The 21,881-nt window shown below is 73.8% G+C and carries 21 protein-coding genes; 15 read left to right on the forward strand and 6 right to left on the reverse strand.

The features are described from left to right. Positions 1-54: 54 nt before the first annotated feature. From N7925_RS09460 to N7925_RS36070, 3 genes are read left to right on the forward strand one after another with little or no spacing between them, the layout of a single operon-like run. Positions 55-495: a phage tail protein gene (locus N7925_RS09460; RefSeq protein ID WP_010060032.1), complete on the forward strand. Its 441-nt coding sequence runs from the start codon at positions 55-57 to the stop codon at positions 493-495. Beyond that, positions 492-998 (forward strand): hypothetical protein, encoded by a 507-nt coding sequence (locus N7925_RS09465; protein ID WP_274343609.1) that lies wholly within the window; start codon positions 492-494, stop codon positions 996-998. Before N7925_RS09460 ends, N7925_RS09465 begins: the two co-directional genes overlap by 4 nt. Continuing rightward, the gene (locus N7925_RS36070; RefSeq protein WP_003966147.1) at positions 995-1,153 is read left to right on the forward strand and encodes a DUF6760 family protein; all 159 of its coding nucleotides are present in this window, start codon (positions 995-997) and stop codon (positions 1,151-1,153) included. The genes N7925_RS09465 and N7925_RS36070 overlap by 4 nt, the downstream gene beginning before the upstream one ends. A 1,506-nt stretch (positions 1,154-2,659) precedes the next feature. On the opposite strand, the gene N7925_RS09475 is transcribed toward N7925_RS36070, so the two are convergent. Next, the gene (locus N7925_RS09475) at positions 2,660-2,788 is read right to left on the reverse strand and encodes a hypothetical protein (protein WP_274343610.1); all 129 of its coding nucleotides are present in this window, start codon (positions 2,786-2,788) and stop codon (positions 2,660-2,662) included. A 1,105-nt stretch (positions 2,789-3,893) separates the two neighbouring features. Between N7925_RS09475 and N7925_RS09480 the strand changes: the two genes are divergently transcribed. The 12 genes from N7925_RS09480 to N7925_RS09535 all read left to right on the forward strand — a co-directional run bounded on the left by N7925_RS09480 (position 3,894) and on the right by N7925_RS09535 (position 17,788). After that, positions 3,894-4,409, forward strand: coding sequence for a hypothetical protein (locus tag N7925_RS09480; protein ID WP_265599238.1), 516 nt, complete (start codon positions 3,894-3,896; stop codon positions 4,407-4,409). Between the two features lie 91 nt (positions 4,410-4,500). Next, a complete protein-coding gene (locus N7925_RS09485) occupies positions 4,501-4,926 on the forward strand; it encodes a phage tail protein (protein ID WP_265599239.1) in 426 nt (141 codons plus the stop codon). A gap of 49 nt (positions 4,927-4,975) precedes the next feature. Next, entirely contained in the window at positions 4,976-5,698 is a 723-nt protein-coding gene (locus N7925_RS09490) for a CIS tube protein (protein ID WP_274343611.1), read from the forward strand. Further along, a complete protein-coding gene (locus N7925_RS09495) occupies positions 5,695-7,476 on the forward strand; it encodes a VgrG-related protein (protein ID WP_265599241.1) in 1,782 nt (593 codons plus the stop codon). Before N7925_RS09490 ends, N7925_RS09495 begins: the two co-directional genes overlap by 4 nt. Positions 7,477-7,573: 97 nt before the next feature. Further along, positions 7,574-7,891 carry a PAAR domain-containing protein gene (locus N7925_RS09500; protein WP_265599242.1) on the forward strand — a complete coding sequence of 106 codons (318 nt, stop codon included), beginning with the start codon at positions 7,574-7,576 and terminating at the stop codon, positions 7,889-7,891. Then, a complete protein-coding gene (locus N7925_RS09505; RefSeq protein ID WP_274343612.1) occupies positions 7,888-8,337 on the forward strand; it encodes a GPW/gp25 family protein in 450 nt (149 codons plus the stop codon). The genes N7925_RS09500 and N7925_RS09505 overlap by 4 nt, the downstream gene beginning before the upstream one ends. Beyond that, complete coding sequence (locus N7925_RS09510; protein ID WP_274343613.1) at positions 8,337-10,298, forward strand: putative baseplate assembly protein; 1,962 nt, start codon at positions 8,337-8,339, stop codon at positions 10,296-10,298. Before N7925_RS09505 ends, N7925_RS09510 begins: the two co-directional genes overlap by 1 nt. Further along, positions 10,295-10,870 (forward strand): phage tail protein I, encoded by a 576-nt coding sequence (locus N7925_RS09515; RefSeq protein ID WP_265599245.1) that lies wholly within the window; start codon positions 10,295-10,297, stop codon positions 10,868-10,870. The genes N7925_RS09510 and N7925_RS09515 overlap by 4 nt, the downstream gene beginning before the upstream one ends. A 4-nt stretch (positions 10,871-10,874) precedes the next feature. Then, the gene (locus N7925_RS09520) at positions 10,875-12,296 is read left to right on the forward strand and encodes an NADase-type glycan-binding domain-containing protein (RefSeq protein ID WP_443032341.1); all 1,422 of its coding nucleotides are present in this window, start codon (positions 10,875-10,877) and stop codon (positions 12,294-12,296) included. Positions 12,297-12,878: 582 nt separating this feature from the next. Next, a complete protein-coding gene (locus N7925_RS09525) occupies positions 12,879-13,745 on the forward strand; it encodes a terpene synthase family protein (protein WP_416222884.1) in 867 nt (288 codons plus the stop codon). Between the two features lie 231 nt (positions 13,746-13,976). Then, positions 13,977-16,271 carry a peptidoglycan recognition protein family protein gene (locus N7925_RS09530; protein ID WP_274343615.1) on the forward strand — a complete coding sequence of 765 codons (2,295 nt, stop codon included), beginning with the start codon at positions 13,977-13,979 and terminating at the stop codon, positions 16,269-16,271. 41 nt (positions 16,272-16,312) lie between these two features. Beyond that, the gene (locus N7925_RS09535) at positions 16,313-17,788 is read left to right on the forward strand and encodes a carboxylesterase/lipase family protein (protein WP_274343616.1); all 1,476 of its coding nucleotides are present in this window, start codon (positions 16,313-16,315) and stop codon (positions 17,786-17,788) included. A gap of 35 nt (positions 17,789-17,823) precedes the next feature. Here N7925_RS09535 and N7925_RS09540 read toward each other — a convergent pair whose 3' ends face one another. From N7925_RS09540 to N7925_RS09560, 5 genes are all read right to left on the reverse strand, one after another. Then, positions 17,824-18,480 (reverse strand): ScbR family autoregulator-binding transcription factor, encoded by a 657-nt coding sequence (locus tag N7925_RS09540; protein ID WP_274343617.1) that lies wholly within the window; start codon positions 18,478-18,480, stop codon positions 17,824-17,826. 93 nt (positions 18,481-18,573) lie between these two features. After that, positions 18,574-19,641 carry a CopD family protein gene (locus N7925_RS09545; RefSeq protein ID WP_274343618.1) on the reverse strand — a complete coding sequence of 356 codons (1,068 nt, stop codon included), beginning with the start codon at positions 19,639-19,641 and terminating at the stop codon, positions 18,574-18,576. A gap of 175 nt (positions 19,642-19,816) precedes the next feature. After that, positions 19,817-20,032, reverse strand: a complete 216-nt coding sequence (locus tag N7925_RS09550; protein WP_265599251.1) for an EF-hand domain-containing protein — start codon at positions 20,030-20,032, stop codon at positions 19,817-19,819. Between the two features lie 39 nt (positions 20,033-20,071). Further along, on the reverse strand, positions 20,072-20,944 hold the full coding sequence (locus N7925_RS09555; RefSeq protein ID WP_274343619.1) for a polysaccharide deacetylase family protein: 873 nt from the start codon (positions 20,942-20,944) through the stop codon (positions 20,072-20,074). Between the two features lie 416 nt (positions 20,945-21,360). Next, positions 21,361-21,876: an ATP-binding protein gene (locus N7925_RS09560; protein WP_265603814.1), complete on the reverse strand. Its 516-nt coding sequence runs from the start codon at positions 21,874-21,876 to the stop codon at positions 21,361-21,363. Positions 21,877-21,881: the final 5 nt, after the last annotated feature.

The following is a 21,881-nucleotide window of genomic DNA, read 5'->3' on the forward strand; positions in this document are numbered from 1 at the left end:
GTCCTCCCCGACCCCTTCACTTTCAGCATCGATCGGAACAGGTGACACAGAGTCATGGCAGAGGGCGACGCTCTTTCCACCCATATCTTCGGCGTACAGCTCGGTGGCTATCTCGTGGAGTCCATCCAGGAGATCAGCGGCATGACCGTCGAGGAAGAAGTCGTCGAGGTCCGTCAGGTGACCGCCGACGGCAAGCAGATCATCCGCAAGCAGCCGGGCGCCCGCCAGGCGGGCGAGGTGACGATCACCCGCGGGCTCGACAAGAGCAGCGAGTTCACCACCTGGATCAAGGAGACCCTCAACAACGGGGCCGTCGACACCGCGCGGCAGAACCTCACGATCGAGATCAAGGACTCGACCGGTGAGACCGTCCGCCGCATCCAGCTGATGCAGGGCTGGGCCTCCAAGTGGGAGGGCCCGTCACTCAAGGCCGGCGAGTCCAGCGCGGCGACCGAGACGGTGACCATCACCTTCGAGGAGATCGTGGTCGAATGAGGCGTCGGACCGTTACGCCGGGCGGCGGCCTCGAAGAGGTCCTGGACAACCTCGCCACGGCGCCCGCCGCACGCGAGGAGGCCGCCGCGCCCGCGCCCGCCCGCCCCCGGGAACGGGAACGGGAACGGGACACGTTGCAGACGGAGTTCGGCTTCGAGCTGCCGCGCGGGTACGTCGACGACGAGGGCCGTGTGCACCGCAGCGGCACCATGCGGCTCGCGACGGCCCGGGACGAGCTGCGCCCGCAGATCGACCTGCGGGTGAAGGAGAACCCGGCGTATCTGTCCGTGGTGCTGCTGAGCCAGGTGATCACCCAGCTCGGCACGGTCACCGATGTGCACGCCGGGATCGTCGAGCGGATGTACGCGACCGATGTGGCGTTCCTCCAGGACTTCTACCGCCGGATCAACAGCGAGGGCCACACGCATGCCGCGGTGACCTGCCCGCTGTGCCACGGGTCGTTCGAGGTGGACCTCTCGGGTGGGCGCCTGGGGGAATCGTGACGTACGCGCTTCCCCGGCTGCGGGAGGAGATCGCGTACGTCGCCTACCACTTCCATTGGCAGCGTGAGGACATTCTCGACCTCACCCACGGCGAACGTCAGCAGTGGGTGCGGGAGATAGCGCGGATCAACACCCGCGTCAACGAAGGCGGGTGATCGTGTGGGGTTCGGGGACTGGCTGCGCCGGGCGGACCGGCAGCGCGCCGGCGCACCCTCGCGAGAGGGCGCCGGGCACATCGGCGTGTCCGCCGTACCCCCGTCCGTCCAGGACTCCGGCCCGGACCACGGCCCCGCAACCGATTCCGGTTCGGCTTCCGGTTCCTCGGCGGCTTCCGATGCGTCGGCGGCTTCCGGCGGGGACGGCGGTGGCTGGGACGGCGGCTGGCGGCGCGTGGCCCCGCCGACGGTGACCGTCGCCCGGTCCTCGATCGGCGTGAGCGACGGGCTGCGGTTCCGTTCGCGGCTGGCCTCCTGGCAGAACCCGGCCCTCGGCGGCGAACTCGGCCACTCGGTCCTGCCGTCGGCCCCGGTCGGTCTCATCCACGGCGTCGCCCGCCCGGGCGGCGCGCGGACCACGTCCCCCGGCGGACCGCCGCTGCTGCTGCGTGCGGTCCGGCCCCCGGGCGCCGACGAGCCCGCCGCGCCCACGACGGACCTGCCGCCCGCCTCGGTGAGCCGGGTGGTGGCGGGCAGGGGCAGCAGGACGAACAGCGGTACGGGAACGGGGGCGCCGCGCCCCGGCTCGCCGACGGTCCAGCGGTCGAGCGCGGCCCGTGCCCCGTCCCGCGGCTCGTCCCCGGCCCCGTCCGCTTCCACGCACACCGCGAACCGGTCGCCGGTGGGCGGGTCGCGCACGTCGGGCGGGCCGGGTCGTCCCCGCACGTCCGGTACACCGGGTACGTCGGCCGCGTCGGGCCCGGCCGATCCGTCCTCCGCCACGGCCCCGTCCGGCTCCACGGCTCCATCCGGGTCGTCGGTGTCCTCCGGTGCGCGCACTCCCGCCGCCGTACGTCCGCAGCGGATCGCCCCGCCGCTGATCGTCGCCCGGCGTCCGGCGATGCCGCTGCGGCAGATCGCCGGGCTCGTGCCGGCCACGCCCACCGCCCCTTCGGCCCCTTCCTCCTCCGCATCCCCCTCTTCTTCCTCGGCCTCTTCCTCCGCGACCGCGCCGTCCGCAGCAGCTGCTGCCCCCGCCGTCCAGCGGGCCGGGTCCGAGCGGCGGAGCGGTCCGGACCGTGCGGTTCTGGAGGGCGACGCTCCGTCTCCCGGCCGTGACTCCGGCCGGCCCTCCGCCGATGTGGTGCGCCCGGCCCTGGGCAAGCCGCTGCGCGAGATGCCCGCCGGAGCGAGGCCGGCCGGTGCCGACGGACCGGCGGGCACCGTTCCGTCCACCCCCGCGACGGCCCACCCGGCGGAGATGCCGGTGCTCCAGCGCCAGGCGTCGTCGGACCCGCAGACTCCGCCGAGATCGCCGGGCCTTCCGACCACGACGCCCGCGACGCCCGCGACACCGCGGCCCCGTTCGACCGGCTCGGCCAAGGCAGCGACACCTGCGTCTTCTCCTTCGTCTTCGCCTTCGCCTTCGCGGGCGCCGCAGCAGCAGCCCTCGTCGCCGGAGAACCGTTCCCGTACGCCCCGGTCGACCGGGTCGTCCCCGTCACCTCAGCCGTCCCGGAGCACCCGGCCGTCCGGTTCGTCGACGCCGTCGGGGCCCTCCCCTTCGGTGCAGCCGGCACCGCGGGCCGACGCTTCCGGCAGCGCACGGTCCCGTACACGGGGCGGGATCGGCACGCCGCTTCCCTCGCTTCCGCCCACGGCCCGGCTCGGCGGCGACGCGCCCCTGCTCGGTGACCGCGCGCCCGCCGGTCCGCGGCCGGATCCGGGTCGGCCCCCGGGCACCGGACCCGCTGTTCCGGCCCCCGATCCGGCGCCGCCGGGCGCACCCTCCGCGATGCCGGTGCGGGCGGCTTCCGTCCCGCCCGCCGTACCCTCAGCACCCGCCGGGTCGTCGTCCGCAAGCGCGGCCGTCCAGCGCGTGGCGGACCCCGCCCGCACCCCGACCGGCCCGGCCTCCACCGCTCCCCCGCCGCCCGTACGCGTCCGGCCGATCGCTCGGGGCCGTATGGCCCGGGGCTCCGCCGGTGCGACGCCGTCGCCCGTGGTCCAGCGGTCACGGACTCTGCTCTCCGGCCGCGCTCTGACAGTGAACACCGGTTCCGCCGAGGGGTTTTCGGCACCTCCGACGACGGCGACGGCGGGGGGCGGCACCGCGCGCCCGGTCGTGGCGGCCACCTGGCGGCGTGACGTGCGGCAGCCGGACACCGGAGCTCCCCCACCGGGCCCCGCCGACGGGCGCACCGGTGCCAGGACGAGCGCCGGCCCCCAGCGGCCGGCGTCCTCCGGTACGGCTCCGGGTCCCCCGGTCCAGCGCTCGGCGACCGCGAACCCGGCGCACCGGGGTGGCGACGCCTCCACCGGCCCGGCACGAGGTACCGCGAACCGGAGCGCCGTAGCCACCGACCGGCACGGCGGGAGCGCACCGGGTCGCGCACCGGGGACCACGGCCGCCCCCGCCGGGCGCGGTCCGTCCGCCGGCGACGTACTCCAGCGACTCGTACGTCGGTCCGGGCGGGCCACACCGCCCACGCCGCCCGGCACATCCTCGCCGCAGCAGGCTTCCGGGCCGACGCCCCGCCAGGCTCCGCGGCGGGTTTCCGAGCCGGCGTCCCACCAAAGTCCGCAGCAGGTTTCCGCACGGCACGCCGGGCCGGCCCCGGACCGGGGTGCCGCCCCGGTCACTCCCTCTGCCCCCGCCCCTGTCGTCCAACGCGCCGCACCGCTCCCGCACGCCCGGCCCTCCCGGCCGGGGATGCCGGGTGCCGCGCCGACGCCTCCGGTGTCCGCGACCGCCGCCGCCACGCGCCCCGTTCCCGTCGTCCGGCCGCATCCGCCCGAAGCGGCGCGTCCGGAAGCCGCCGTACCCGTACAGCGGCTGGCCATGCCGGTGGCGCCCGACCGCGCCGGTCCACCGCTCACCGGACCCGCCCCCGCGGGCGGCGCCGCTCCCGGCGCATCGCCCGGACTCTCCGTACGGGTCCCGCCCCGCGCGCCCGCACAGGCCGCCGGAGCGGGCCGCCCGGAGAGCAGGGCGCAGGCGGTCCAGCGTGCGGCGGCGAAGGCGGGGATCACCGGGGTTCCGGTGCAGGCCGCCCCGCCGAAGCCCGCCGCCGGGGCGACGGGCGCGGCCACCGGCTCCGACGGCGCTTCCGACGCTCCGTCGGCGAACCGGCTGAGCGGAACGGAGATCGAGGAGCTGGCCCGCCGACTCCTCGACCCGGTGAGCCGGCTCATCCGCGCCGATCTGCGCCGGGGCCGGGAACGCACGGGGCGGCTCCACGACGGCCGCCGCTGACGGCGACCGCCCCGGCCCACCCGCGCACACCCGGCACACTCGCACGCCCCGCACTCCCCGCACGAGAGACAGCAGAGAAGACGAGAGACGCATGACGGACAACATCTTCGCGACGAGCGTGTTCTTCAAGCTCGCGATCGGCGGCAGCGACCTGGGCGCGTTCCACACCTGCTCCGGCCTGGGCGCCGAGGTGGAGATGGAGACGTACGCCGAGGGCGGCAACAACGGATTCACCTGGCAGCTGCCGGGCCGGATCACCTGGACGAACATCACGCTGACCCGCCCGGTGACCGCCGACACCCTCAAGATCGCGCGCTGGCTGAACGAGACGATCCAGCGGGTCGAGCCCAAGGACGGCGAGATCGTGGCGCTGCGCCCCGACCTCAGCCGGATCATCAGCTGGCAGGTGCACGGCATCGTGCCGGTGCGCTGGCAGGGGCCCTCCTTCGATCCGGCCAACTCCGAAGCGGCGATCGAGACGTTGGAGATCGCGCACGAGGGCCTGGAGCCCTCCTGACCGGCACCACCACACATGCCAGGAACCGGACGAAGGAAGGAGGAACGCAATGTCACCGGCTCTCCGCGCGAGCCGCGCTCGCGCCCAGCTGACCATCATGGAGCCGCCGTCGACGGTCGGCGCCAAGCCCGGCGGGGCGCTCGCCCGTCTCACGTTGCAGTTCAACCCGTCGACTCTGTCGCTGAGCAAGACCACCGAGTGGCGGCGCACTCCGTCCCGGATGGCCGGGCAGTCCGCGCTGCCCGAGTTCGTCGGCAGCGGGCCGCGGTCCCTGTCCCTGGATATCTTCCTGGACGCCACCGCCACGCACGACAACTCCGTGGAGAAGGCGGTGGAGCAGTTGATGACCGCGTGTGTCCCCACCCCCAAGAGCCTGGCCCGCAAGACGCCCGCCAGCCCCTGGGTGCGTTTCGACTGGGGGACGTCCAAGACGACCTCGTTCGACGGGGTGCTCTCCAACCTCTCGGTCTCCTACACCCTGTTCGACGTCGACGGGAAGCCGCTGCGCGCCACCTGCTCCCTGTCGATCGAGGAGGCGAGCGTCGACCCGGCCGGACAGAACCCCACCTCGGGTTCGAAGGAGGCGCGGCGCACCCACCGGGTCGTGGCCGGGGACAGCCTGCCGCTGCTGGCCTGGCGGGAGTACGGCGACGCCACCGCCTGGCGGACCATCGCGCACGCCAACGACATCGACGACCCGATGCAGTTGACCCCGGGCAGGGAGCTCCTGGTGCCCGGACGGGAAGACCACCTGGCGGAGGAGAGCCGATGAGCGGGAAGGAATCCCCCGGCCGCTCCTTCGCCGCCGACCCGATCGTCGAGGCGCCCGCCGAGCTGCCCGCCGCCTGGGCCACCCAGCTGGTGAGCTGTGTGGTGGACGAGAACGTGGGCCTGCCGGACACCGCCGTACTGATGTACCGGGACCCCGACCACACCTTCCTCGCCAAGACCGGCATCGGCATGGGCACGCCGCTGAAGATCTCGGTGGTCACCGTGCAGGACCGGGCGCGCGAGCGGCTGTTCACCGGGGAGGTCACCGCGGTCGAGCTGGACACCGACACCACCGGATCGTTCACCGTCGTGCGGGCGTTCTCCAAGGCGCACCGGCTCCAGCGCGGCCGGAAGGTCATGGCGTACCGGAACATGAAGACGGCGGACATCGTCCGCAAGGTCGCCGCCGGCGCGGGCCTGGCCTGCGGGCGGATCGAGGCCGCGCCGGTCACGTACAAGCAGGTGACCCAGCCGAACGTGTCGGACTGGGAGTTCCTCCAGCACCTCGCGGCCGAGAGCGGGGCCACGGTGCGGGTGGACGACAAGGGCCGGTTGCAGTTCACCAAGCCGGATCCCGCCTCCTCGGCGCCCTCGCCCACCACCTCCGCCACGCGCGACCCGATGGTCCTGGAGTACGGGAACAACCTGCTGGCCCTGCGCGCGGTGCTGACCGGTGCGGACGGGGCGGACAACGTCGAGGTGCGCGGCTGGAACGTCGAGACCAAGACCCGGCTGGTGGCCCGGCAGCAGTCCGTCCGCAGCGACACCGTCGTCCCGGGGATGAGCCCGTCGACGGCGGCCAGGATGTTCGGCTCGGGCTCCCGGACCACGATCGCCGACACCCCGTACCGCACCCAGGCGGAGACCCGTGCCGTGGCCGGTGCGCTCGCCGCCTCCGTCAGCGCCGGCTTCGGGGAGATCGAGGCGGTCGCCTACGGGAACCCGCAGCTGCGGGCGGGTATGCCGGTGGCCCTCGGCAACGTGGGGCCCGCGTTCTCCGGCCGCTACACCGCGACCGCCGCGCACCACGTCCTCGAACCGGACACCGGCTACCGCACGACGGTGATCGTCAGCGCCTCGCCGGACCGGTCGCTCTCGGGCCTGGCGTCCGGCGGCAACGCCCCCTCGCGCGGCCCCCGCATGCCGGGCCTGGCGATCGGGGTGGTCACCGACATCCGCGAGGAGGGCCGGGGCCAACGCGGCTGGGTGCGGCTCAAGTTCCCGTGGCTCGACGACACGTACGTCACCGACTGGGTCCGTACGGTGCAGTGGGGCGGCCAGGGCGGCGGCGGGGTCTTCAGCCCCGAGGTCAACGACGAGGTGCTGGTCGGGTTCGAGCAGGGGCTGCTGGACAGCCCGTATGTGCTCGGCGGTCTCTACAACGGGGTCGACAAGCCCTCGCCGCACGACGTTCCGCTGGTCGATCCGACGAGCGGGAAGGTCAACCGCCGTTCTCTGGTGTCCCGTTCGGGCAACCGACTGGAGCTGCTGGACGCCCCGCGCGGCCCGTCCGGGGTGCGCATCGCCAGCGGTGACAAGCGGCTCGACGTGCTGCTCGACGAGAAGACGGGCGAGATCACGCTGACGGTGAAGGCCCGGGGCGGCACCCGGGAGCTCAGCTCGGTGACGCTGTCCGCGTCGGGCATCACGCTCGACGCGGGGGCCACGGGCGACGTGAACATCACGGGCCGCTCGGTGACCGTCAACGGCAGGACGGGGGTCACGGTCGACGGCGGGCTGCTCGCGGTCCTCAAGGCCAAGCTCATCAGGATCAACTGACCGCCGTCCGACCGCCCGTCCACCCGTTTGGACCGACCGCCCGCCCCCGAATCCCCGATTTTCCGAAACCCCTTTCCCAGCAAGGAGAACCCCGGCCATGCCCCCCGCAGCCCGCACGGGCGACAGCACCGCCCACGGCGGTCTCATCGGCACCCCGCCCCCGGGTGCGGTGGCCGTGGCCACCGTGTTCATCGGCGGCCGGCCGGCGGCCGTCACCGGGAGCCTCCATGTGTGCGTCATCCCTCCGCACGCCCTGCTCGGGCCGGGCAACGTGATCATGCCCAACCCGGCCGGCGCGCTCACCGGTCAGGTGCTCATAGGCGGGCTGCCCGCAGCCCGGATGATGGACAGAACCAGCTGCGGCGCGCCCATCATCAGCGGTGCGCCGAACGTCCTGATCGGGGGTCCGATGTGAGCGGCGGCGGATTCATCGGGCGCGGCTGGGGCTTCCCGCTGCGGGTCGGGGCGACGGGCGGGATCGCGCTGGTCGAGCGGGACCGGGAGATCGAGGAGGCGATCGGGCTGATCCTCGGCACCGCGCCGGGCGAGCGGCCGATGCGCCCGGAGTTCGGCTGCGGCATCCACGACTACGTCTTCGCGCCCGGCGACGGGGCGACGGCCGGGCGGATCGCGCAGGAGGTACGCACCTCGCTGGAGCGGTGGGAGCCGCGCATCGAGGTGACGGACGTGGTGATCGCGTTCGACGCCATCGAGGAGGGCACGCTCTACATCGACGTGCACTACACCGTGCGGGCCACCAACGACCTGCGCAACCTCGTCTTTCCCTTCTACACGATCCCGTCGCCGGAGGGCTCTTCCGAGAGCTCGTCCGGGAACGCTCGGGAAGCGGGAGTGCGCTGATGGCCCTGCCTTCGCCCAATCTGGACGACCGCCGTTTCCAGCAGCTCGTCGACGAGGCCAAGCGGTACGTCCAGCAGCGCTCCCCCGAGTGGACCGACCACAACGTGTCGGACCCCGGGGTCACGCTGATCGAGACGTTCGCCTACCTGGTCGACCAGCTCCTGTACCGGCTGAACCGGGTACCGGACAAGAACTACGCGGCCTTCCTCGACCTGCTGGGCGTGACCCTGTTCCCGCCGGCCGTGGCGCGGGCCGAGATCGACTTCTGGCTGTCCGCGCCGCAGCCGGAGACCGTGCACCTCATCGCGGGCACCGAGGTCGCCACCGCGCGCGGGGAGGCCGAGGAGCCGGTGGTGTTCTCCACCTCCGACGACCTGCCGATCGTGCCGAGTTCGCTGGTCCGGCTGGTCACCGCGCCGGTGTCGGGCGAGCAGACGGACCGGACGGGACCGCTCGGCGCGGGCAAGGACATCCCGTGCTTCCAGGCCCGGCCGGAGCCCGGCGACTCCCTGCTGTTCGGGCTGCCGACGGCCGTGCCCCGGTGCATCGTCGCCGTCCGCCTCGACAGCCGGGTGGAGGGCGTGGGCGTGGACCCGCGTCAGCCGCCGCTGGTGTGGGAGGCGTGGGACGGGGCCCGCTGGGTGACCTGTGCGACCGGCACCGACAGCACCGGTGGGCTGAACAGGCCCGGCGAGGTCGTCGTGTTCGTCCCGGCCGGGCACACCGCGTCCGTCGTGGCGGGGACCCGGGCGGGGTGGCTGCGCTGCCGGGTCACCGCCCCGGAGCCGGGCCAGCCGTTCTACTCGGAGTCACCGACGATCCGGGAGGCCGAGGTGTTCACGGTCGGCGGCACGGCGGCCGCGGAGCACGCGGAGACCGTCCTCGACGTGCCCCTCGGGGTGTCCGAGGGCGTCGCCGGGCAGCGGTTCACGGTGAGCCGGGCGCCGTTGCTGCTGGACGGGGAGCCGCCGGTCGTCCAGGTCTCGACGGACGAGGGCTGGCAGGTGTGGACCCCGGTCGAGCACTTCGGCGCGTCCGGCCCCGGTGACCGGCATGTGCGGATCGACGCCGTCGCCGGGGAGTTCGCGTTCCCGCCGGAGGTGCGGGAGCCGGACGGCACGATGCGCGCGTACGGCGCGGTGCCGGAGAAGGGCGCACAGCTCCGCGTCCCGCGCTACCGGACCGGCGGCGGCGCGGCGGGCAACGTCGCCCGGGGCGCGATCTCCGTGCTGCGCAGTTCGGTGCCGTACATCGCGGGGGTCAACAACCGCGAGGCGGCGACCGGCGGCGTCGACGGGGAGACCGTGGAGAACGCGAAGGTGCGCGCGCCCAACATCCTGCGGGTGCAGGAGCGGGCGGTGACGGCCGAGGACTACGAGGCCATTGCCCGCCAGGCCGCGCCGTCGCTGCGCCGGGTGCGGTGTCTGCCGGCCGTGGCGGGCGAGGCCGGCGCGGTACGGGTGCTGGTGGTGCCCGACGCGACCCCCGACGAGGACGGCCGGCTGCGGTTCGAGCAGCTGATCCCCTCGGACCCGGTGCTGGCGGCGGTCACCGAGCGGCTCGACGAACGGCGGCTGGTCGGCACCCGGCTGGTCGTGGAACCCCCCGCCTATCAGGGCGTCACGGTCGTCGCCCGGCTGGTGGCCGCACCCGGCGACGTGGACCGGGTCCGGGCCGAGGCGCTGGAGGCGCTGTTCCGGCACATCGACCCGTTGCGGGGCGGGGCGGACGGCCAGGGGTGGCCGTTCGGCAGGCCCGTGCAGTACGGGGAGGTCTTCGCCGTACTCCAGAGGGTGGAGGGGGCCGGTCTGGTGGAGGACGTCCGGCTCTTCCCGGCGGACCCGATCACCGGACGGCGCGGGGCGGCGGTGGACCATGTCGACGTGGCGCCGGGGGCGTTGGTCTTCTCGCACCAGCACCAGGTGGTGGTCACCGCGAACGGGGCCGGTGAGGACGTATGACGCGGGCCGCGATACCCGGGCTGCCCAGCCGGTACCCGATCGGCGAACTGCTGCCCGCCCTGTACGCGGACGACGACCTGGCCCAGCGGTTCACGGCGGGCCTGGACACGGTGCTGGCCCCGGTCCTGTCCACCCTGGACAACCTGCCCGCCTATTTCGACCCGTCGCTGGCCCCGGCCGACTTCCTGCCCTGGCTGGCGTCCTGGGTGGGCGTCGAGGCCGATCCGGCGTGGCCGGTCGAGCTGCGCCGGGCGGTCGTCGCCCGCGCCGTGGAGCTGCACCGGTGGCGCGGCACGCGGCGGGGTCTCGTCGAGCGGCTGCGGCTCTGCTGCGGTGTGCACGCGGACGTCCGGGACGGCGGGGGCGCCACCTGGTCGGCCGAGCCGGGCGCGGCTCTCCCGCCGCCGCCGACCGGTGAACTGCTCGTCCGGGTCTGGCCGGTGCGCGAAGGCGTCGCGGTGGACGCCCTCCGCGTCCTGGACGTCGCCACCGCCTCGTGCCCCGTCCACCTCACCTGCCGGGTGGAGGTCCTGCCGGGCCCGCCCGGAGAGCCCGAACAGACAGGAAGCTGACGTGATGCGTTCGTGCCCGGCGTGCGGTACGGCCAACGGCGAGAGTGACGACTTCTGCGGCAACTGCGGCGGCTACCTGGGCTGGTCCTCCCAGCCGGCGCGGCCGAAGCGAGCGGCGGCTCCGGAGCCGGACCCTGAGCCAGAGCCAGAGCCAGAGCCGGAGCCAGAGCCGGAGCCAGAGCCGGAACCAGAGCCGGAGCCGGCTGCTGCGCCGGCGGCGGAAGCACCGGTGGCGGAGACCGGCCCCGAGCCCGTGCCGAACCCGAACCCGGCCCCGGCCCCGAAGCCGGCCGGGCCGCCGACGCCCGCCCCGGACCCGGGTCCGCCCGCGCCCGACGCCCCGGAGCGTCCCGAACCGGCGCTCTCGGAGCCCCCCGAGCCTCCCGCGCACCCCGCCCCCGCGCGCCCCGAACAGCCGCCGGCGCCGCCCCGGTCTGCTCCCGCGCCCGCGCCCGCGAAGCTTCCCGCTCCCGCGCCCACCCCCGTACCGCCGCAGCCCACCGCGCCCCCGGCGGCCCCCGTGCCGGCGACTCCGCCCGTGCCTCCGGTGCGGCCCGCTCCCGCTCCCGTACGCCCCGGAATCCCGAAATCCGCAGCGGTCGCCGCTCCGGCTTCCAGAAGTACGTCCGATGGGGACGGGGGAGACGAACCCATCGGGGCGGTCCGGCCCGCCAAGCCCGTGGCCCGGCGGCCCGTCGTGCGGCCGGTGGAGGCGGACGAGACGCCGGACGGTCCGCCCTGCCCGGCCTGCGGCACGCCGAACCTGCCGGGGCGGCAGTTCTGCCGGCGGTGCGCCGCTCCGCTCCGGACCCGGGAGCAGCCCGCCGCCCTGCCGTGGTGGCGCACGGTGTGGCCGTTCCGCCGCCGGGTGCGCGGCGGTTCGGGCCGGGCGCTGCGGCGGACGCTGCTGGTCCTGGTCGTGGCCGGACTGCTGGTGGCGGGCTTCCTGTTCTTCCCGCTCGGGCGCTACGTCTACGAGGACGTCCGGGACAAGCTCGGCGGCACGCGGGAGGTCAGCCCCACCGGGGTGACCGCCAGCGCTTCGGCTCCCGGTCACCCGGCGAGCGCGGCCGTCGACAGCCTGACGAACAAGTACTGGGGCGCCCCCGCGCTCGGCGCGTCGCTGACCTCCTCGTTCCGGACGCCGTTCCGGCTGGTCGGCGTCGTGGTGTACACCGGTGTGTCGAAGGAGCCGCAGGAGTTCCGGCGGGGCGCGCGGCCGACCCGGGCTGAGCTGATCGTCACGACGAAGGACGACAAGGTGCACAAGAAGACGGTGACCTTCAACGACAAGCCCGGCAAGCAGGAGACACGGTTGGGCATCAGCGACGTCGTCTCCGTGGAGCTGGTGCTGCGGGAGGCCACCGGCCAGGGCGAGGGGCGGCCGATCGCGGTCGGCGAGGTGGAGTTCTTCCAGCGCACCTGAGCGGGCGCGCCCGAGCCGTGGCAGGCGCACCCCGAGCCGTAAGCCGTCACTCCGCCCATCGCACGACACTCCCGGCCCCACTCCCGACACTGCCGCACCGAGGGCCCCGCGAGGTCACCAACTGCCCAGTAGCGATCAGAGAGTTATTGACGATCAAACATTTTCGGTCACAAATGGCTTCCCTCCGCGCCCCCACCCGAGGTTGACTGGTCATCACCCATGGTGACGTGCCTGCCCACCGGCTCGCCGCCCCCTGCCCCGACGCCCCGGGCTCCCGGCGGAGGAAGGAAGCCGGCAATGGCACTCCGACCTCGTATGTCGCCCCGCCGCCCGGTCGCCGGGCTCGCGGCAGCCGCCTCCGGGCAGGCCCGTCCCCTTGCCCGATCACCCGGAATGCGTCGTTCACATCATCCGCCCGCATTCATCAGACGAGGGGCTGCAATGAGCCAGATCACGTTACCGGCGTTTCACATGCCGTTCCAGAGTGCTGGATGTCATCCAGGCCTGGCGGAAACCCGCGGAGCAGCCTGGGAATGGGCCGAATCCGAAGGGCTCCACCTGTCCCTGCCGGCCCGGAAGAAAATGATCCGGACACGCCCGGAACTATGGATTTCGCTCATTTTCCCGCAGGCCACACAGGAGCATCTCGACCTCTTCTGTCAATGGCTCTTCTGGGCCTTCCTCGTGGACGACGAGTTCGACGACGGCCCGGCCGGACGCGATCCGCTGATGTGCGAGACGGCGATCACCCGCCTGGTGGACGTCCTCGACGGGGCCGCGCCGAGCGGGCCGATGGAGCGGTCGCTCGCCGGGCTGCGGGACCGTACCTGCCGTGGCCGGTCGCCGCAGTGGAACCGGCAGTTCCGACGGGATACGGCCGCCTGGCTGTGGACGTACTACGCCGAGGCCGTCGAGCGAGCCGCCGGGCAGGTGCCGAGCCGGGCAGAATTCGCCAAGCACCGGCGGGATTCGGTCGCCATGCAGCCCTTTCTCTGCCTGCACGAGATCACCGCCGGAATCGACCTCCCGGATTCCGCCCGGAGCCTGCCCGCGTATATCGCCCTGCGGAACGCGGTCACCGATCATTCCGGTCTCTGCAACGACATCTGCTCCTTCGAGAAGGAAGCCGCTCTCGGATACGAGCACAACGCCGTACGGCTGATTCAGCGCGACCGGGGCTGCACCCTCCAGGAAGCGGTCGACGAGGCCGGTGTCCAACTGGCCCGGATCGCCGAGCGGGTGCAGCGGGCGGAAAGGGAACTGATCGAGGAGATCGAGGCGGCGGGCATCGGCGGCCCGACCCGGGCGGCCCTGGAGCGCTGTGTCCAGGACTACCGGGGACTCGTACGGGGCGACTTCGACTACCACGCGCGCGCCGAGCGCTACACCCGCCCGGATCTGGTGGAACTGGACGAACGGGACTCGTTGTCCCAGCACTTCGCCGCCTGAGGCCCCGGCGCGACGACCCCACTCCGCCCCGCCGTTCGGCCCGGACGTTTCCTGCCGGACGACGGCAGGGCGGAGTGGGGTCCGGGTCCGATCGCATGGAAGACTGAGGCCCGCAAGCATGTCCCGGGTCGCCCCACCGGCCGGGCCGACGGAGACGCCGTGCCCCCGGTCAGCGACTGACCGGCCGGAATGCCCTGCCTTCCAGCCAACGTCGTCCCCGGGGAATCACACGTGAGAGCAGAACGAAGAGTCTGGGCCACGGCCGCCGTCACGACGGCGGCCGTGGCGGGTGTCCTGGTCTTCCAGGGCGTGACCGGCACCTCCGACACCGACCGCGACGGGCGGGCGGCGGACGCCAAGTCCGCCCCGGTGAAGGCCGATGTGCACAGGACCGCGCTGAAGACCTCGCCCGACGGCGGCTCCGCGACGCTCGCGCGGCGCGACACCGAACCGTTCAGTCTGCTCGGCGTCACCTGGACCGATCCCGCCGCCCGGGTGACGGGGAGCGTCGAGGCCCGTACCCGCTCCGCCGCCACCGGCGACTGGACCGGCTGGCTGCCCCTGGACACCGAGATCGACGGCCGCACCGAGACCGGCCGGTCCGGCGTGCGCGGCACCACCGAACCCCGCTGGGTCGGCCCCTCCAACGGCGTCGAGGTCCGCGTCCGCGCCGGTGACGGCGCCCGGGCCGGACTGCCCGAGGGGCTGCGGCTCGACACGGTCGACCCGGGCGGCGACACCACCCCGCTCGCCGCCGAACCGGCCGCGTTCAGCGTCGAGGAGACCCCCGCCGAGGAGCCCACACCCGGCGAGGAGCCCCCGGTCACCCCGCCCACGGAGGAGCCGGCCGAGGAGCCCACGGACGAGCCTTCGCCCACCCCGACCACCGAGACCCCGGCTCCGCCGAGCCCCACGCCGAGCCCGAGCACCAAGTCCCCGACGCCGTCCGCTCCGCCGACGCCGCCCACCGGCTCCCCGTCGCCGACGCTCCCGCCCGTCCCGCCGTCCACCGTTCCCCAGCCGCCGATCGTCTCCCGGGCTGCCTGGAAGGCCGACGAGTCGCTCAGCACCGAGGCGCCGGACTACCTGGACGGGGTCAAGGCCGTCTTCGTCCACCACACGGCGCAGACGAACGCGTACTCCTGCGCCGACTCGGCGGCCATCGTGCGCGGTCTGCACACCTACCACGTGAAGTCGAACGGCTGGAAGGACCTCGGCTACAACTTCATCGTCGACAAGTGCGGCACGGTCTTCGAGGGCCGCAAGGGCGGTGCGGACCGGCCCGTCATGGGAGCGCACACCTACGGGTTCAACCGGGACACCACCGGTATCGCCGTGATCGGCATGTACACCGACACCAAGGCCGCGACCGCCGCGACCACCTCGGTGGCCCGTGTCGCCGCGTGGAAGCTCGGCCAGTACGGGGGCGATCCGGCCGGTTCCGTCCAGCTCACCGCCGGGGCGAACGGCAAGAACATGGCCCACAAGCAGTTCGTCGCCGGAGAGCAGTACGCCTTCCCCCGGATCTCCGGGCACCGGGACGGGTTCGCCACCGAGTGCCCCGGCCTCTCCCTCTACCACCAGCTCCCCGCCATCCGCTCCCTGGCCGCCGGCCCCGTCACCGGTCTCACCATCTCCTCGGTGACCGGGGCGAGCGCCTCCGGCTCCACGTACTACACCCGGTCGAAGATCACCGTCGGCTGGAAGGCGACCACCTCCTCCGCCTTCGTCAAGGGCTACGAACTGCTCGTCGGCGGAAAGCCGGTGGCCACCGTCAAGGGCAACGTCACCTCTGCGACGGCCACCCTCGCCGCCGGCAAGCACTCCGTGCAGGTCCGGGCCACCCACCAGTCGGGGAAGACCTCCCTGTCGCCGGTCGCGACCGTGGTCGCCGACACCGCACCGCCGGTCTTCTCCACCAAGCCGGCCCTCACCCTGCGCTCCGGCAAGGTGAACGCCACCTCGGTCCCGCTCACCCTGAAGTGGAAGGCGACCGACGCAGCCTCCCTCAAGGAGGTCCGGCTGACCGCCCCCGTCACGAAGACCTACGGCCCGACCACGAGCAGCGCCTCGCACACCGCGAAGCCCGCCAGGGCGACCGCCTGGAAGATGACGGCGTACGACCGCGCGGGCAACACGGCCGCCGCCTCGGTCTCCGGCACCCCGGTGATCCTCCAGGAGTCCGCCGCCAAGAAGGGCGGCAAGTGGACCACGAAGTCCTCCGGCAGCTACCTGGGCGGCAAGTCGTACTCCAGCAGCGCCAAGGGCGCGAGTCTGACCTGGACGTTCACCGGCCGGTCAGCCGCCTGGGTGGTGTCGCGGGCCGCCACTTCGGGGCAGGCATACGTCTACGTCGACGGGAAGAAGGCCGCCACGGTGGACCTGAAGTCCTCGGCCACCAAGTACCGACAGGCGATCTGGACGAAGTCCTGGTCGTCCAGCGCCAAGCACACGGTCAAGATCGTGGTCGTCGGTACGAAGGGCCGCCCGGCGCTGACCACGGACGGGCTGGTCTACCTGAAGTAGCCGCCCGGACCACCGCACCGCGAGAAGGGTGGGCAGGCACCGTGTCCGACATCGTGGCGGGGACTCCCCCGCAGGTGAGGACCGTGCACGGCACCGTGCGCGGTGCGGTGGAGCGGGGCGTCGCGGTCTTCCGCGGCATCCCGTACGCGGCTGGGCCGGTGGGCGCGCGCAGGTTCCGCGCACCCGGACCCCCCGAGCCCTGGACGGGGGTGCGCGAGGCCGTGGCGTACGGCCCGACGGCCCCCAAACGGCCCTACGCCCCGCCGCTGGACCGGCTGCTGCCGGATCCGGCGGTGCCGGGCGACGACTGCCTGAACCTGAACGTGTGGACGCCGTCGCCGGAGCGGGGTACGGCCGGGCTGCCGGTGCTCGTGTGGATCCACGGGGGCTCGCTGCTGCACGGCTCCTCGGCGGTGCCGGTGTACGACGGATCCGCGTTCGCCCGGGACGGGGTGGTCCTCGTCTCGGTCAACTACCGCCTGGGCGTCGAGGGCTTCGGCGTCTTCCCGGACGCGCCCGCCAACCGGGGGCTCCTGGACCAGCTGGCCGCCCTGGAGTGGGTGCGCGACAACATCGCGGCGTTCGGCGGCGACCCGGACCGGGTGACGGTGGCCGGGGAGTCGGCGGGGGCGGTCAGCATCGCCGCCCTGCTGGCCTCGCCCCGGTCCGCGGGGCTGCTGCGGCGGGCGGTGCTCCAGAGCGGGGCGCCCGCCGCGCTGCCGCCCGCCGCCGCGCGCGGGACGACCGAGCTGATCGCGAAGCGGCTCGGGGTCCCCGCGACGGCCGCCGCGCTGGCCGCCGTGGACCCGGAGGCGCTGCTCACCGCGCAGACCGAGGTCACCGGCGGCGGGAATCCGCTGACCGGCCGCAACTCCTTCCAGCCGGTCGTGGACGGCGAACTGCTGCCCCACGACCCCGTGGAGGCGCTGCACGCGGGCGCGTCCGCCGGGATCGACCTGCTGCTGGGGACGAACACCGAGGAGTACCGGCTCTGGTTGGTGCCCGGCGGGCTCACCGAGAGGATCGGCGCGCTGCGGCTCCGCCTCGCCCTGCTGAAGTTCAAGGTGCCGGGCGCCACGGCCCGCGCCTACCGCGCCAACCGCCCGGACGCCACCCCCGGTGAGATCCTCGGCGCGCTGGCGACGGACCTGCTGCTGCGGGTCCCGCTCAACCGGCTGGCCGACGCCCGGACGGACGCGCCGGGCGCCACGTACGTGTACGAGTTCGGCTGGCCCACCCCCGTACAGCACCTCGGCGCCTGTCACGCGCTGGAACTGGGCTTCGTCTTCGACACGCTCGCCCACCCCGACACGATGGCCCTGACCGGCCCGGACGCCCCGCAGGAGCTGGCGGACGCGATGCACCGGGCCTGGGTGGACTTCGCGACGGGCGGGGACCCGGGGTGGCCGTCCTGGGACGCGCGGCGGCCCGTGGAAGTCTTCGGCCCGGGCGCACCGGCGCTGGTCCTGGCCCCGCGCGACGACGAGTTGCGCGGCTGGAAACCGTACAGGCGCTGAGGCCGCGCGGAGATCCCGTACGGACCGGGCCGGGGTCAGCGCTGCCGCGCCGTGTCCGCGGGTGGTGCGCTCAGGCGCAGCCGGGTGAGGACGGCGGGGCGGGCGAGGCCGGGCATGATCAGGGCCCACATGGCGCTGACCTGCTGGTGCAGGGCGTCGCGCTCGTCGAGGGCGAGTGCGAGCAGCTGCACTCCGCTGTAGCAGCCGACGATGGTCCGGGACGCCTCCTCCGGGGTGACGTGGTCCTGGAGCTCGTCGGCGGCACGGGCGGATTCGAGGACGGCGGCCACGGCCCCGAGCGGGCCCGCGTAGCTTTCGGCGGTCAGGTAGGGGCCCGGTTCGATGGACAGGCGCACGGCGGCCCGCAGGACGGGGTCCTCCAGGATGCCGGCGGTGTAGAGGTGGCTGATGTCGATCAGCGCCTGGAGCCAGACCTTGGGTGCCGGGCCCGCATCCGCCTGCTCGGAGATCTGCTGGAAAAACGCGTGCTGGCGGTCCAGGATCGCGTTGCCGAGCTGTTCCTTGCCCTCGAAGTGGTGGTGGAAGACGCCGCGGGAGACTCCGGCCCGGCGCAGGATCTCCGGGGTCGACGCACCGGCGTACCCGGCCCGATCGATCACGAATCCGGCGGCCTCGACGAGCCGCCGGACCGTCTGCTCGCCGCGGTCTGGGCTCTCCCCGTGCTCCTGCATCGCCGTGACGCCTCCCTCGGTCGCCTCCGACGCTACCCGGGGGCACGGCGACACGCTCCCGGTACGCGGCCGGATGTCAGGCATCCGTCCTTCTCAAGGCCGCAGGGAGATCCAGTGCGGGTCGGGGACCACGGTGAGGATCGCCGAGACCACCACGACCAGGCCCAGCACGAGCTGTTCCCGGCGGGCCAGCAGGTGGGCGACCGACGGGTCGGCGTCCCGGAGCATCCGCCGCCGGGCCGCCACCGCCAGCACGCTGACCACGGCCATCAGCGCCAGCTTGACCAGCAGGGTGCGCCCGTAGGCGGAGGTGAACACCACGTCCAGCGGCAGTCGGCGCAGGGTCGACGCCGTACCGGTGGCGGCGAGGGCGACGTACAGCCAGATCGCCAGGCGCGCGTACCGGCCGAGCAGTGCGCGGGCCGCGACGGGCGAGCCGCGCCAGAGCCACATGGTGCGCAGGATGTACAGGAGGCCGCCGGTCCACAGCGACGCGGCGGTCAGGTGGACGACGGTGAGAGCGGCGCCGAACTCGGGGCTGTACGCCTCCGGGTGGGCGCGCAGGGCCTCCGCGCCGATGACGAGGGCGAGCGGGGCGAGCGCGAGGGCCGGGCGCCTGCTCGCGGCGCAGAAGGCGGCGAGGACCAGGCCGTTGGCGATGAGGAGGAGCAGTCCGCCCTCACGGGTGCCGTAGGTCTCGGTGATCCCGAGATCGCTGACGGCGGCGAGCCGGACGATCTGCCCGGCCGCGGCGGCCGCCCCGGCGAGCGAGGCGTACACCGCCCAGCTCCGTACGGCGGTACGGGGGCGGCCCCGGACGGGCCGGATGAGCTGCGGGGCGAGGAGCTCGCCCAGGTGGAGGGCGAGCGCGGAGAACAGGACGGTGCGGAGCACGGTGGTGAGCCCCGCGCCGGGTATCCGGAGCTCCCCGGTGCCGCGTGCCACGAGGCCGGGGCCGAGCAGGGCCACGAGGAGCGCGAGGGTGCCCGCCGCGCAGAACAGGAGCGGGGTGGTCCAGGAGCGTCCGCCCGGCCGCCCGGAGGGTCCCCCGGGTATCCCGTCGGCGAAGGGCGCGTCGTCCGTGCGCGCCGGTACGGTCGCCGCCGCGGGCAGGCCGGGCCCGGTCGGCGCGGCCGGGTCGGCGGGGGGTCCGGAGAACATCACGGCCCGATCCTCGCCGGTGGACAAAGACACAGCAAGCCGCGCACGGTGGGCCCGAGCGCCGGAAGGCACCCGGAAGCGCCGGAAGGCACCCGGAAGGGGGCGGAAAGGGCTCTTGGGACGTGTCCGGCGGCGGCCGGGTCCCGATGGGCGCGGGACCGGCCGCCGCGGTGGATCAGGCCTTGTTCTGCGAGGCCCAGAACTCGTCGAAGGTGAGCAGGCCGTCACCGTTGGCGTCGTGGGCGTTGATGATCGCCTGCGCCACCGTCTCGGTGACGAAGGGGTCGCCCAGCTGGGCCATCGCGCTCTTGTACTCGTTGGCCGTGATGAGCCCGTCGCCGTTATTGTCGAACCGCTCGAATGCCGTCCGCGCCGACTCGATGTCCGCCACAGTTCCGCCCCTTCGTGATGCCGAATGTCAGGGGTCAGATTATCGGGCCGTCCGGGTGACATCTGCGGCCGGTCGGCCGATCAACTCCGTGGCCGTCACCGCGCGCAGTCCGCGGCGGCCGATCTCGGCGAGAAGCAGCGGCAGCGCGTCGACGGTGACCGGCCGGCCGAGGCTCAGCTCCACCACCGATCCGTTGCGCAGCTCCCCCGCGACCTTGCGGGTGACGGCGGCGACGCGGGTGGCCGCGTGGTCGAGCGACTCCACGTCGCAGCCGAGGACATGGGGGTAGCCGGCCCGCTGGGCGAGACGCTGGAGGAGCGGGGAGGCGTACGCGGTGGGCGAGGGGCGGAACCAGGTGCCGATGGACCCGGTGAGCCGGCGCAGTCGCCGGGCGCACGCGGCGATCTCCTCGTACGCGGCACGTTCGTCCAGGGACGCGAGGTCGAGGTGGTGCTCGGTGTGGTTGCCGATCTCGTGCCCCCCGTCGAGGATCCGGCGGGCCAGGCCGGGGTGTTCGGCGAGCCAGGCGCCGACCGCGAGCACCGTGACGCGCGCCCCGGCCTGTTCGCACCGGGCGAGTGCGGCGTGGGCGAGGTCCGGGTCGCCGCGCCCGTCGAAGGTGAGGGCGACGCGGGGCCGGTCGCGGGGGCCGTGTGCGATCCGGAAGGGCATCCGGGGGAAGCGGTGCGGGGCGGGGGCGGCGGGGCGCGGGGTCGCGGTGGCGTGGGGGGCCGGGGCGCCGGAGGCAGCGGTGGCGGGGACTTCGCCGGGAGGAGGGGTGACGGCCGCGGGTCCGGCGGCTCCGCCCGGCCCGTCGCTCCGGGCGCATCCCGCGGCGAGGAGGGCGGCCAGCGCCCCGGCCCCCGCGCCCAGTGCGTTCCGGCGGCCCATCGGGGGCCTGTGTCCGTCCATGCCCGACCACCTCGCGTTCCACGGGTTCCCTCGGTTCCCGGGACACAGTAGAGGCGCGATGGGCGAAATGAGTTGATTGAGCAATTCATCAGATGATCAATGAATCATTCAGGCATTGCCATAAAGATGCACGGAATGCCAGGCGAGTGACCCAACACACCTGCGATTCAACCAGCGAATGCCCGTTTGTTCCATAAATATCCAGACAAGTCGCTTTGTCACCGGGGTCGCCCGTCTGCCATAGTCGGAGCCACGACCCCCATTGACCCGGGCACAGGTCGTTCACAAGCGGCCGTGGACTACACCCCCCATTTCACGGCCCCCGCCAGAAGCCCCCGCAGCGCCGCACCCCGGCCGACCGGGGGCTTCTGCGCATCCGGCGCGACGACGCATCCGGCGCGACGAGGGCCGGGCGGTCAGCGGTCGGAGATGCGCATCTCGAACCAGGTGGTCTTGCCGCGCGGCAGCAGATCCACCCCCCAGCGGTCGGAGAGCTTGTCGACGAGGAAGAGCCCGCGGCCGCTGATGTCCATCTCCCGCACCGGCATCAGGCACGGCAGCCCACGCGAGGGGTCGCGCACCTCGATCCGGATCCAGCCCCGGCGGCGGACCATCCGTAACCCGAAGGCCCGGGCCCCGGTGTGGCGCACCGCGTTCCCCACGAGCTCGGAGACGAGGAGCACCGCGTACTCGGCGGTCTGGGCCGAGAGGCCCCACTGGCGGAGCACGACGCAGGAAGTGATGCGCCGGGCCGTCGCCGCCGACTCCGGTAGGGACGGCAGCCGCACCTCCCCCTCGGTCGGATTTCCGAACAACTCCAGCGCTTTGAACGCCTGTTCGTCATCCATGGTCGACGTCCAGCGTGCCGCGGTCGCGCTGCTGCGCGGTCGCGGCTGATCCACACCCTCCAGGCCCGCCATGCCCACCATCATGGCCG

The organism is Streptomyces sp. CA-278952, from assembly GCF_028747205.1.
Lineage (GTDB): Bacteria > Actinomycetota > Actinomycetes > Streptomycetales > Streptomycetaceae > Streptomyces.

Bases quoted from the DNA above. Each gene is read 5' to 3' on its own strand.
- N7925_RS09510 (WP_274343613.1), top strand. From the start codon at position 8,337: ATGGCCCTGCCTTCGCCCAATCTGGACGACCGCCGTTTCCAGCAGCTC.
- N7925_RS09560 (WP_265603814.1), bottom strand. From the start codon at position 21,876: ATGATGGTGGGCATGGCGGGCCTGGAGGGTGTGGATCAGCCGCGACCG.
- N7925_RS09515 (WP_265599245.1), top strand. From the start codon at position 10,295: ATGACGCGGGCCGCGATACCCGGGCTGCCCAGCCGGTACCCGATCGGC.
- N7925_RS09500 (WP_265599242.1), top strand. From the start codon at position 7,574: ATGCCCCCCGCAGCCCGCACGGGCGACAGCACCGCCCACGGCGGTCTC.
- N7925_RS09485 (WP_265599239.1), top strand. From the start codon at position 4,501: ATGACGGACAACATCTTCGCGACGAGCGTGTTCTTCAAGCTCGCGATC.
- N7925_RS09460 (WP_010060032.1), top strand. From the start codon at position 55: ATGGCAGAGGGCGACGCTCTTTCCACCCATATCTTCGGCGTACAGCTC.
- N7925_RS09545 (WP_274343618.1), bottom strand. From the start codon at position 19,641: ATGTTCTCCGGACCCCCCGCCGACCCGGCCGCGCCGACCGGGCCCGGC.
- N7925_RS09495 (WP_265599241.1), top strand. From the start codon at position 5,695: ATGAGCGGGAAGGAATCCCCCGGCCGCTCCTTCGCCGCCGACCCGATC.
- N7925_RS09525 (WP_416222884.1), top strand. From the start codon at position 12,879: ATGATCCGGACACGCCCGGAACTATGGATTTCGCTCATTTTCCCGCAG.
- N7925_RS09520 (WP_443032341.1), top strand. From the start codon at position 10,875: ATGCGTTCGTGCCCGGCGTGCGGTACGGCCAACGGCGAGAGTGACGAC.
- N7925_RS09490 (WP_274343611.1), top strand. From the start codon at position 4,976: ATGTCACCGGCTCTCCGCGCGAGCCGCGCTCGCGCCCAGCTGACCATC.
- N7925_RS09555 (WP_274343619.1), bottom strand. From the start codon at position 20,944: ATGGACGGACACAGGCCCCCGATGGGCCGCCGGAACGCACTGGGCGCG.
- N7925_RS09465 (WP_274343609.1), top strand. From the start codon at position 492: ATGAGGCGTCGGACCGTTACGCCGGGCGGCGGCCTCGAAGAGGTCCTG.
- N7925_RS09540 (WP_274343617.1), bottom strand. From the start codon at position 18,480: ATGCAGGAGCACGGGGAGAGCCCAGACCGCGGCGAGCAGACGGTCCGG.